Consider the following 12,207-nt stretch of genomic DNA (forward strand, 5'->3'; position numbering starts at 1 on the left):
AAGGTTACCTTAAAAATCTGCAAATATATTAAAGGAGGAAAAACATTCCTCCTTCAATAACCACCTTTATTTTCCGGTATCTATAACTTCATTAAACAATGACTTATTTTGTTCAATAGCTTCTTTAGAGCCTTCTACAAAATACATATTTTGTCTTAAAATCTTATCAAGCATATCTCCATAGCTTCTTATATCCTCTGGTGTAGTTGAAAGAGCTTGTTTTTCATACTCAAGCAAGTCATTTACAGAAGAATTAGTAAGATACATTGAATCACAAAGTGAACTTTCCATAATGGGTCCATTACTTTTTAAGTTAACATATTGTCTAACAGCACCTATAATATAATTATTCATTTCACTGTCTGTAGCTTTAAAGTTTTTAAGATAGTCAACTGTACCCTTAAAAGCTTCTAAAGTTTCTTTAAGGTTGGGATCTCTCATTGAAGCAAGTATAACTCTGCCATCAGATGAAAATGCACTTTGAACTCCATAAGCACCACCAGTTGTTCTCACCTTATTCCACAAATATCCCATATCCAATACATTTTGAAGTACCATCATTTTTCCATTGTAAGTATATCCTGCCTTTTTTAAATCTCCTCCTTGTATTACTGTTTGTACTTTTGCAGTAGAAGAAAAAGCAACATTCTTACTAGGCTGAGCAAAAGTATATTTTTGATGAGGAAGTATTTGTGAATTAATTTTAGGACTTATACGGTCTAGTTCCTTACTAAATACTTTAGCATCATCTTCACTTCCACTATAGCTTACTACAAGATCATTTCTATTAAATGCAAGATTACATGTATCCTTAAGATTTTTGGAAATACTGTCCCATTTTGCATCAAAATTGTTGTCTAAGTCCTGCAAAAATTTATAGTATGAAAGTCCTGTAATTGCTTCACTATATCTTCCACTTTCATTCATATATGCATTCATTCTCATAATTGCAGCACTGCCTGAACCCGATGTTAAAAGCATTTGTAGAGCTGATTTGTTCTGCTCAATAATTTGTTTTATTCTTTGCTTGTCCTCAAACTTGCTGCTATTTATGATTTCGCTAATCATATCAAAGGATTTTGAAATACTATCCTGTGGTACTAAAATCGATGCTGTAACTTTAGGATTGTAATTATCAGGACTTTTACTATTTGCTACTGCTGAAGGAACAAAACTTATATTTCCTCCTGTATATTGCAACATTTCATTTGAAAGTCCTTTATAATTATGTTCCTTAGTATCTACATTTCCAAGTAATGAACAAAGCAAACTTAAATATTGTAATTTATCTTGAGGAACCCTAGATGTATCAAAGTAAAAATTTATAATTGAAAGTCCATTCAAATCTGAATTATGTGTAAGTACCTTCATGCTTGATTGATTTTCAACACTATAATTCAAATTTGGCATTTCAGGTTTAACATCTTTAAGAGAAAGCTTTGGTAAAGTTTCAAGTGCTTCCTTGGAATCTTCAGTTTTCTGCCATACATTGAAATCTTCAGTACCTTTTAAAAGAGAAGCAACCCCTGTTTCACCAATTTGGCTCTTATAGCTTTCAAGCTTTTTAGCTATATTTTCAGCATTTTTACTTTCAAGTCCTGCTTCAGGTTTTAACACAACTAGTGAATGATAGTTATTTGAAAGTAAACATTTATTAATTAAATTTTGGAAATACTTATTTTGATCTGTTTCCTTAATTTTTTTCATAACACTATCTGTTTCAAAATACATTGCTGGATCCTTATCATATATCCATGTAGATAGTGCAGTCTGTGATAAAATGAATCCATTTCCACCAAGCATAGGAGTCGCAAGTTTTTCAGAGCGATTACTTATGTCATAGGATGCCATGGCAGATTTAAGAAAATCTTTATCAAATCCATTTTTTGAAATACTATCTAAAGTATTAAAAATTGTCTTTTGAAAAACTTCTTTTGAAGCTTCATCAGAATTAATAGCACTAATTGAAAATATAGGCTGAGCTCCTTCCATACTAAAAGAACAGCTTACATTTTCTGCAATACCAGCATCATTAAGTGCTTTTTTTAGTGGAGCATTATCTGTTCCCATAAGCAAATAATCTAAAAAGCTAAGTGCCACATTTGTTTCCTTATCATCTATATTACCTGTAACAAAATTTAGTGAAAGATATGTTTTCTTTTTTGTATCTCCATCTTTAGGTACAGGATAAGATACTACCTTCTCAGGAATATTAGATAAAGGTTTTTGAGTTTTAATGGAAGTGTCCACATTAACCTTATCAAATTTACTTAAATAGTTGTTATCAATGAATTTTAAATATTCTCCTACATCCAATTTACCATATAAATATATATAACTATTTGAAGGTGTATAATTTTTCTTATAAGTTGAAATTAATTGTTCCCTTGTAAGATTAGGAATAACATCTGGATTTCCACCTGAGTCCCACTTAGAAGATGTATCAGGGAAAAGTGATTGATTTATTGCGCTACGCAAAAGCCACTGAGGATTAGAATAATTACCTTTCATTTCATTATACACAACTCCATTGACTGAAAGAGGTGAATCCTTTGATGGAAGCTCATATCTCCAACCTTCTTGTTTGAATATATTTGGATCAGTAGTTAGTTTTGGATAAAATACTGCATCTAAATATACTCCCATAAGATTTTTAAGATCTTGTTCATTAGTACTTGCTACAGGAAATGTAGTATAATCAGTACTAGTCATAGCATTGATAAATGAGCCAAGTGATCCTTTAAGCATTTCTTTAAATGGAGATTTTACTGGATAATTTTTAGAACCATCAAGAACTGAATGTTCAATAATGTGATTCACTCCAGTATTGTCTGTAACAGGTGTGCGAAATGTAATATCAAAAACTCTTTGTGTATCATCATTTTTAATATACATAAGCTTTGCACCTGTTTTTATATGAGTAAACATCATAACAGTGGATTTACTCTTTGGCTCTTCCTTAACTGAAGTAAGTTGGAATCCATAATAGTTTTTACCTACTTCAGTAGTTGTAATATCTTCATTTGCTGCATAAACAGTTTGTCCTACAAATGCTATATTACAGGAAGAAAATAACATAAAAAATGCTAAAATAAAAATGCTAGATTTTTTTAGAAATACTTTCATTATCTTGTCCCCCTTATTTATATTTTTAATATATTTTTTCTCCTATAAATTTATATCCTGTCCCCCACACAGTTTGAATAAAGACTGGATTTTTACTGCTATCTCCCATTTTTTCCCTTATTTCTTTAATATGTACTGTTACTGTATTATTTCCATCCAAATCCATGCTATTCCATATGTGATGATATAGTTCTTCCTTTGAAAATACCTTGTTGGGATTTTGAGCCATAAGTTGTAACAATTCAAATTCTTTTAATGTCATTTGAATTTCTTCTCCATTTATAGTAACCTTCTTTTCTTCTGGTATTATAATGAGATCTTTTTTAAACTTCAAAGTACCATTTGATGGTAAAGTTTTGTCCATTTTTCTATATCTTCTTAAATGCGCTTCTACCCTTGCAGAAACTTCAGTTAAACTAAATGGTTTAGTTATATAATCATCTGCGCCAAGTTTTAATCCTTTTACTTTATCCATATCTGTTTGCTTTGCACTGAGTATCATTATTGGTATATCTTCATTAATCCATCTTATATTTTTACAAAGAGTAAATCCATCCATTTCCGGCAGCATTATATCTACCATTATTAATGCGAATTTATACTTCTTAAAATCCTCCAATCCTTCCTTGCCAGTTGATGACCAATTAACTTCATAACCTTCTTTTTCAAGATGTTCTTTTAGAATATTTGCAATTGCTTCATCATCTTCAACTATTAGTAGCTTTTCCTTCACTATTAGTTCCTCCCATACATATTAATTATATAGTTTGTATTTTGTATTTTATAAAACTTAATAATTTCTTTATAATTAAAATGCTTATAATAAAAAATATCTTTAGTATACATATACAAATGCTACTTTAAGTGAAATTATAACATATATTTTCCAATCCCTCAATTTTATTCAATTATTCTTAACTCAACTTTCGCACATACAAAATTTTAACTTAATATAATGAGTATGAATATGAAGCAACTTCTTTTAAAAACTTCAAAAGTTAAGTTTTTACTAAACAAATTCCATTGACTTAATTGTATACTTTTTCTATAATTGAGGAGCATATATGACTAATTTTCACTAAACTTGTTTAACCAGGAGGATATATAATATGAAAAAAATCAGTGCACTATTACTTGTATGTATTTTCATTACACTTTCTCTAACTTCATGCTCTAATAACAATACTCTATATGAACAAAATGCTATTAAAATGGATACATTTATGGATTTAAAAGCTTATGGTCCTAATGCTAAAATTGCAGTTGAAGAATCTTTGAAAAAAATAGATGAATTAGACAAAATGGCAAGCCCCAATATTAATACTAGCGATGTTAGTAAGATTAATAATTCTGCTGGTAAGAATTATGTAAAAGTTCATCCTGAGATACTAAAAATGATTAAAGCATCAATTCAGTACTCAAAATTGAGTAACGGTGCCTGGGATATAACCACTGGCCCTTTAATAAAACTATGGGGTATTGGAACTCAAAACGAGAGAGTACCCTCTGATTCTGAAATAAAATCCAAGTTAACTTTAGTAGGGTATGACAAAATCAGTATTAATGAAGCTGACAGCAGTATTATGCTTCAAAAGGCAGGTATGTCTATAGACTTAGGAGGTATTGCTAAAGGCTTTGCTTGTGACGAAGTATTAAAAATTTATAAAAAGTACAATATAAAAAATGGTCTTATAAACTTAGGAAATAGCAGTATATACGCTGTTGGTCAAAATGAAAGTAAGTCTCCATGGTCTGTGGCAATTCAACATCCTAGAAGTAATAGCAGTGATAATTTTCTTGGAACCATTGAGATATCTAATAAAGCTTTATCTACGTCAGGCGACTATGAAAGATATTTTATAAAAAATGGCAAAAGATATCATCATATAATTGATCCACATACAGGATATCCTGCAGATAATGGTGTTATCAGTGATACAATAATAGCTGATGGAAATCTTAATGATAATTCTATGATTTGTGACCTTCTGTCAACAACTGTATTTATATTAGGAAGAGAAAAAGGTATTCAATTTGTAGAAAACTTACCAAAAGTAAACTGTGAAATTACTACATCTGATTATAAAATATATACTTCATCAGGATTAAAAGATAAAATCGAAGATATAAATAAAGATTTTAAATACATAAAATAGAATTTTAAATATAATAGTTTCTATAAATTATTTAAAAACAAAATAAGAACATATTTTTCAACTTAAATTCCAACTTTAACCGCATTTATTTAAGTTTTAAAAATAATGTTCTTATTTATTGGCTTTAAAAAATAAATTTTATATGATCATTTTCTATCTTTAACTATAAATCTACAACATTTATCTCCATTAGTTTTGCACAAAGGTCTTTCAAAATTTAAATTAAACTTATTATATAAAACATCATCTATTTCACAGTATAATGCTCCAATATCTTCAGCTTCTAATTGTTCCCACATATCATGCATAGGACAATATGTCATATCACAAGGATTTTCTGGATCTTTTTCCCATGAAATTGATGGCATATCTTTTATCTTGGAAAAGGTTTCTGCATTTATTTCAAGTCCTTTTTCTTTAGCTTCTTCTAGCATAACTTCAGCTCTTGCTTCACCAAATTTAGTTATGGCAGCTCTAACTGCTTCTTTTCCTTTTTCTTCACCTAATCTATCTATCATTTCCTTTGCCATAAAATAATGCAATTCAGCCATAAGCTTCGCCATTCTTCCTACTGGTTCATCGGTACTTCTTATTTTGCCCATAATTTATCTTCCTTCCATATTATTAAATTATTTCATTATTTAAAGCATGATCATTATTCTGATTTTTTTGCAACTTCTTCCATACGTACTTTGCCAGCTTCAATAGCATTCATGATGGTACCTCTAAATGCACCTTGTTCTAAAGCTCTAACTCCTGCAATAGTAGATCCTCCTGGAGAGCAAACCTTATCCTTTAAACTTCCTGGGTGTTCGCAAGTTTCTAAAACCATTTTAGCTGCTCCCATAACTGTTTGTGCTGCCAAAGTTTGAGCCATTTCACGAGGAACTCCCAATTCTACTCCACCATTGGCCATAGCCTCGATAAGCATATAAACATATGCAGGTCCACAACCACTTATAGCCATTACAGAATCAATTAAATTTTCAGGCACTAAATAAGTTACTCCTAGAGCTTTAAAAATTTTAAGAGCTAATTCTGAATGTTCATTCTTTGCATTTTTGCCCTTTGCCACCCCTGAAGCTCCAACATTAACTAACATAGGTGTATTTGGTATTACTCTAATCACAGGGACTTCCTTTAAATATTTTTCAATAAATGAAGTACTTATACCTCCAACAATTGAAATTGCAAGCTGATTTTCCTTATGCCAATTACAATCCTGTATAAGTTCTAAAACTTCCTTTATAACTTGTGGTTTAACACATAAAAATATAATATCACAGTTATCTACCAAATAACTGTAACCTGTACTTTTATCACTACTTGAATTAACTACATCAAACTTTTCTTTAATATATTGAAGTCTAGAATCCAAAATATCCATAACATATACATCACAAGAAGATACAAGATCTGCTTTTATTAGCCCTCTCATTATAGCTTCTCCCATTTGTCCTGCTCCAATAAATCCAATTTTTTTACCTAAAGTGCTCATTTTTATCCTCCCTTATGTAATTATTTTACAAAAAATAAAGTTCAAGGAAAGCCTTGAACTAAATAAACAGCGTTGTCCTTATCTTTCAGCTTAAGCTGCAGGAATTGACACCAATGTATTATAAATAATACTGGTTGTCGGGTTTCATTGGGCCAGTCCCTCCACCACTCTTGATAAACAAATTTTCAATTTATTATTTGTATTATACTAACAAACAATTTCTCTGTCAACAGAACTTTCTTTATTTTTCATTTTCTTTTAATGTTTTGAACTTATTTACATTGTTCATTACATTATCAATCATATGCAACAATTTTTCAGAAGCATTAGCAACTTCCTCAGTAGAACTGCTTAATTCTTCAGCTAGAGCAGCTATTTCTCTAGAAGATGTAGAAATTTCTTCTGCAGAAGAAGATGAATTTTCTAAACTATTTATTATTATAGATTTTTTTATTATTAGCTTCAATGATAGATTTATTAACCAAACTTATTCCTGGCAACAACTTTTCAATATCACTAATTATTTCACTAAAGGAACTGGCAATACTATTTACAATACCTATTTGATTTGAAAATTGAAAATCTACATTTTTAGTATCAGTTACAACATTACTACTTTGTTTAGAAACATTTTTTAAAAGTTCACTAATATTCTGAGAGGACATTTTTGATTGTTCTGCAAGAATTCTAATCTCATCTGTTACAACACTAAATCCTCTTCCAGCTTCTCCTGCTCTAGATGCTTCTATAGACGCATTTAATGCAAGTAAGTTAGTTTGATACGATATATCATTTATTGAATCTGTCAATAAGTTTAATTTACTATTACTTTCTTTAATATCAATTGCCATTATATCAAATTCGTCCATCATTTTAGCCGTATTTTCTATACTTTTACCAAATTCATTAAAATTTTCTTTTATATAAAAAATGTCAGAAGCATGTTTTACAGAATTTTCAGATATAGTTCCTATTATTTTCGTTCAATTTATAATATCCTTAACTTGTTTTATATAATTGTAAATTTAAATATCTATTTGGAATAATAAATTATATGCTGAAAAATTACTGTTTCATCTGTTGTATTTCTATAACAGTGAGATCTATTCGCAAAATATCTTATTGCATCTCCATAGGATAGTTTATACACTAGACCACCTATCACTACTTCCATCTTTCCTTTTGCAACAACAATATATTCTTCTGTTCCTTCATTATGTGGTACAGATTTATGATCACATCCTGGTTCTAATTCAATAGTAAACACTTCAAATCTCCTAGTATTGTCATAAGCAAACAGTGGGTACACCATCATTTTTTTATCATTTTCTATTATTGGTTTAATATTATTATGAGAAACATAAACAATTTCTCTATTTTCTTCTTCCATAAAATATGAAAAAGATACATTCAATCCTGTAGCTATTTTCCATAATGTAGTTACTGTTGGATTTGAAATACCTTTTTCTATTTGTGCTAGCATTCCCTTACTTACTCCAGTAAGTTCAGCAACCTTATCTAGGCTCAATCCTTTTTGTCTTCTAATATTGTTTAAATTTTTTCCTATTATTAAATTAAAATCTTTCATTTTTTTCCTCCAATGTATTGTTTGTTATATTGTATATATGTATAATATATTATACATAATTGTTTTAATATTTACTAGAATGATTTAACATAAAAATAACAATTAAAGTTAAAGGAGGTAATCTTTATGTCATCTAATTTAAAGAAAAGTGCTCAAAAAGTTCAAAATGTACTCAATGAATTTGGATTTGAACTTAATGTAGTTGAGTTATCAGATTCTACTCGTACTGCGCAGGAAGCAGCAAATACTATAGGTTGCACAGTAAGTCAAATAGCTAAGTCATTAATTTTTAAAGGTAAGGCTTCCCAAAAACCTATCTTAATTATAGCAAGCGGCACAAATAGAGTAAATGAAAAAGTCATTAAGGAACATATAGGCGAAAAACTTCAAAAAGCAGATGCTGACTTTGTTTTAGAACACACAGGTTTTGCCATAGGTGGTATTCCCCCTATCGGTCATAAAGATTCTATTATTACATTAATTGATGAAGATTTAATGCAATATGATGAAATATGGTCTGCTGCTGGTACACCTAACGCTGTTTTTAAATTAACTCCAAAAATTTTAGTTGAAATAACAAAAGGAGATATTATCTCTATTAAATAATTATTAACTCAACTTTATCATATATAATTTGGGGTTAATATAAGCATATTGCAACACAACTTTTTAGGTGGAGTCCACATTGAATATATGGTGTATATAAAAGCCAACCGTTCATTAAGGAGCTCTAATGCCTAAAAAGTTGTGTAGTAACTATTGTAATTCTAATATGATAAATTGCTTATAATACATTATAATTATAGCTCTCCAGAAAAAAGTGTAGATTTTATAATGCTCATTATCTAGTTTACATATATTTCAGCTATTTTAATAGTATCCTATGTCACAGTCTGCAAAAATAATAAGTATCTTATAAGACACTTCAACATAATAGAAAGCAACTGCTTTTCAAACTAAATATATTACTAACAGCAGGCTGCGCCTTAATCTTTAGGCGTTGTAATTTATGATTATAAATATAATTTGGCTTACTAAAATTACTTATAACAATGTAATTAGATGTGTACACTTGAACTTGCTAGTTTGAATTTTAACTTTTATGCAGTGATATATGATAAGTGTGTCATCCCATTAGCTAAATTGTTTTAGTATTATTCTTAGTTCTAAGTTTTGGAAAGCCTTAGAACTTTAGTCCTGTCTGAGGGAACCGAGTTTGACAAAGTTCTTAGGCTTTCCAAAACTTAGAACTTTAGAATAATTAAAACATTTAGCCGTGATGACACACTTATCATATATCATGAAGTAAAAGTTAAAATTCAAACTTCCACTGTACCTTTATATCGCATAATTTTTAAATTGCAGAAGCAGAATATGAAAGAAATTGAAAATTAGTATTGACTATATAGTTATTATACACCTTAAAATCTTAAGTAAGCAGCTAAAAAGAAAGGAGCAGTATATTGAAAAAGTATCTATCAATAAGTGAAATGGCCTCAATACATAACATTTCAAGACAAACTCTTATTTATTATGACAAAATAGGATTATTTAAGCCAAATGATGTTGATGACAAAGGCTACAGATACTATAGTCCTTATCAGATTCCATTCTTAAGAGAAATTTGTTTTCTAAAATTTATAGGCATTAAGCTTGATGATATAAAAAAACATATAGAACATAGAAATCTTACTTCAGCTATTTCCTTATTGGAATACCATAAAGAATTTGTAGATGAAGAAATTAAAAGCTTGTTATCCATTCGTGAACTTATTAAACAAAGATTAAATGTATATACAAATGTTGATCAATTTAAAGATGAACTTTGCAAACCTATAATAGAAGAATTTGGTGAAAGAAAAGCACTATTTATTCCTTTTGAAAATGAAATATCTAAAAAGGAACTACACTTTACTAGTATGAAGGCATGCAATATTCTAAATAAAATCGGAATACTTTCTCCCAGAAAATTTGGTACTATTATAATGAAAAATCAATTAAATAAAAAATACATATTTCAGGGTGCTGGAGTATTTTCAATAATATCTTCTGATAATGATAACATGGAAAACATTATTACTCTTCCACCTGGAAAGTATGTTTGCATGTATAAATATGGGATGCCTTATGATACTAAGTTTTTATACCAATTAATAGAATGGATTAATGATAATAGTTATAAAATTACAGGAAATATAATTGATATGTGTCTTTTGGATACTACTTTTTATGATGAGAATACAAACGTTGACTTTTGTCAATTACAAATTCCTGTAGAAAAAATTTGGTAAATTTAACATATTTTAATTTTAGGAGGATTACATATGAATGAAAAAAACAAAGTAACTGATTTGCGTTCTGCCATAAAATTATTAGCATCAACACCAGGACAGTTAATTGAAACTAATGAGCCTGTAGATCCTCATGCAGAACTATCTGGCGTCTATCGTTATATTGGTGCTGGCGGAACAGTAATGCGTCCAACAAAAATTGGACCTGCTATGATTTTTAATAATGTTAAAGGTCATAAAAATGTAAGAGTTATTATTGGACTTTTAGCCAGTCGTGAGAGAGTTGGCCTTATGCTTGATTCAAAACCAGAAAAATTGGGATTTCTATTGAATGAAGCTGTAAAAAAACCAATTACACCTGTAACAATTCCTCAAACTGAAGCAGTCTGTCAAGAAGTTGTTCATTATGCAGATGATCCAAACTTTGATATTAGAAAATTGATACCTGCACCAACTAATACAGAAGAAGATGCTGGTCCATATATCACCATGGGCATGTGCTATGCTTCTGATCCAGAAAGTGGTGAATCCGATATTACAATACATCGTTTATGCTTACAAAGTAAGGATGAAATTTCAATGTACTTCGTACCAGGTGCTCGTCATTTAGAAGTGTTTCGCGAAAAAGCAGAAATTTTAAATAAACCATTGCCAATTTCTATTAGTATAGGTGTTGACCCTGCTATTGAAATCGCATCATGTTTTGAACCACCAACAACTCCTCTTGGCTTTAACGAATTAAGCATTGCTGGTGCCATTAGAGGATTACCTGTTAAACTAACTAAGTGTTTAACAATTAACGAAAAAGCTATTGCTAATGCAGAGTATGTTATAGAAGGAGAACTACTTCCTAATGTACGTGTTAGAGAAGATCAAAATACAAATACAGGAAAAGCCATGCCAGAATTTCCTGGATACACTGGACCGGCTTGCAGTGAACTGCCAGTAATTAAAGTAAAAGCTGTTACTCATAGAATAAATCCAATAATGCAAACTTGTATTGGACCAAGTGAAGAACATGTTAGTATGGCTGGTATTCCAACAGAAGCAAGTATACTACAAATGATAGAAAAAGCCATGCCAGGCAGGCTCTTAAATGTTTATGCACATCCATCAGGTGGTGGCAAATATATGACTATTTTACAATTTAAAAAAAGTAAACCAAGTGATGAAGGACGTCAAAGGCAAGCTGCATTATTGGCATTTTCAGCATTTTCTGAACTTAAGCATGTAATCTTGGTTGATGAAGATGTCGACCCATTTGACAGTAATGATGTAATGTGGGCTCTTAATACACGTTATCAAGGTGATATTGATACAGTATTTATCCCCGGCGTACGTTGTCATCCATTAGATCCTTCTCAAAATCCTTATTATAATCCACTACTTAAAGATAAAGGTATTTCTTGTAAAGTAATTTTTGATTGCACAGTACCTTACAATTTAAAAGACAAATTCCAAAGAGCCAAATTTAAAGATGTGGATCCAAGACGTTTTGCTCCAGAATTATTTAAAAATATAAAATAATAATTTTAAAAAACTAATTAA

11 protein-coding genes and 1 riboswitch are annotated in these 12,207 nt (G+C 29.8%); of the genes, 4 read left to right on the forward strand and 7 right to left on the reverse strand.

What is annotated here, in order from left to right; genetic code table 11:
- Positions 1 to 66: 66 nt before the first annotated feature.
- On the reverse strand, positions 67 to 3,126 hold the full coding sequence (locus Q6H37_RS15195) for an insulinase family protein (RefSeq protein ID WP_318733614.1): 3,060 nt from the start codon (positions 3,124 to 3,126) through the stop codon (positions 67 to 69).
- Between the two features lie 25 nt (positions 3,127 to 3,151).
- Positions 3,152 to 3,859 (reverse strand): response regulator transcription factor, encoded by a 708-nt coding sequence (locus Q6H37_RS15200; RefSeq protein ID WP_318733616.1) that lies wholly within the window; start codon positions 3,857 to 3,859, stop codon positions 3,152 to 3,154.
- Positions 3,860 to 4,235: 376 nt separating this feature from the next.
- On the opposite strand from Q6H37_RS15200, the gene Q6H37_RS15205 reads away from it, so the two are divergent.
- A complete protein-coding gene (locus tag Q6H37_RS15205) occupies positions 4,236 to 5,282 on the forward strand; it encodes an FAD:protein FMN transferase (protein WP_318733618.1) in 1,047 nt (348 codons plus the stop codon).
- A 146-nt stretch (positions 5,283 to 5,428) separates the two neighbouring features.
- Here the strand turns inward: Q6H37_RS15205 and Q6H37_RS15210 are convergent, their stop codons facing one another.
- The 5 genes from Q6H37_RS15210 to Q6H37_RS15230 form a co-directional block, all read right to left on the reverse strand.
- Entirely contained in the window at positions 5,429 to 5,884 is a 456-nt protein-coding gene (locus Q6H37_RS15210) for an L-2-amino-thiazoline-4-carboxylic acid hydrolase (RefSeq protein WP_318733620.1), read from the reverse strand.
- A gap of 53 nt (positions 5,885 to 5,937) precedes the next feature.
- Positions 5,938 to 6,780 carry a pyrroline-5-carboxylate reductase gene (proC, locus tag Q6H37_RS15215; RefSeq protein WP_318733623.1) on the reverse strand — a complete coding sequence of 281 codons (843 nt, stop codon included), beginning with the start codon at positions 6,778 to 6,780 and terminating at the stop codon, positions 5,938 to 5,940.
- 75 nt (positions 6,781 to 6,855) lie between these two features.
- A riboswitch (SAM riboswitch) is annotated at positions 6,856 to 6,960 on the reverse strand.
- Positions 6,961 to 7,021: 61 nt separating this feature from the next.
- Positions 7,022 to 7,246, reverse strand: a complete 225-nt coding sequence (locus tag Q6H37_RS15220; RefSeq protein ID WP_318733625.1) for a hypothetical protein — start codon at positions 7,244 to 7,246, stop codon at positions 7,022 to 7,024.
- Positions 7,209 to 7,652: a methyl-accepting chemotaxis protein gene (locus Q6H37_RS15225; protein WP_318733627.1), complete on the reverse strand. Its 444-nt coding sequence runs from the start codon at positions 7,650 to 7,652 to the stop codon at positions 7,209 to 7,211. Before Q6H37_RS15225 ends, Q6H37_RS15220 begins: the two co-directional genes overlap by 38 nt.
- A gap of 161 nt (positions 7,653 to 7,813) precedes the next feature.
- Entirely contained in the window at positions 7,814 to 8,368 is a 555-nt protein-coding gene (locus Q6H37_RS15230) for an XRE family transcriptional regulator (protein ID WP_318733629.1), read from the reverse strand.
- 126 nt (positions 8,369 to 8,494) lie between these two features.
- Here Q6H37_RS15230 and Q6H37_RS15235 point away from each other — a divergent pair, with 126 nt between their 5' ends.
- The 3 genes from Q6H37_RS15235 to Q6H37_RS15245 all read left to right on the forward strand — a co-directional run bounded on the left by Q6H37_RS15235 (position 8,495) and on the right by Q6H37_RS15245 (position 12,186).
- Complete coding sequence (locus tag Q6H37_RS15235) at positions 8,495 to 8,974, forward strand: YbaK/EbsC family protein (protein ID WP_318733631.1); 480 nt, start codon at positions 8,495 to 8,497, stop codon at positions 8,972 to 8,974.
- Between the two features lie 857 nt (positions 8,975 to 9,831).
- Complete coding sequence (locus tag Q6H37_RS15240) at positions 9,832 to 10,659, forward strand: MerR family transcriptional regulator (protein ID WP_318733633.1); 828 nt, start codon at positions 9,832 to 9,834, stop codon at positions 10,657 to 10,659.
- Between the two features lie 33 nt (positions 10,660 to 10,692).
- Entirely contained in the window at positions 10,693 to 12,186 is a 1,494-nt protein-coding gene (locus Q6H37_RS15245; RefSeq protein WP_318733635.1) for a UbiD family decarboxylase, read from the forward strand.
- Positions 12,187 to 12,207 lie beyond the last annotated feature (21 nt).

The organism is Clostridium sp. JS66 (genome assembly GCF_033561535.1).
GTDB classification, from domain to species: domain Bacteria; phylum Bacillota; class Clostridia; order Clostridiales; family Clostridiaceae; genus Clostridium_AM; species Clostridium_AM carboxidivorans.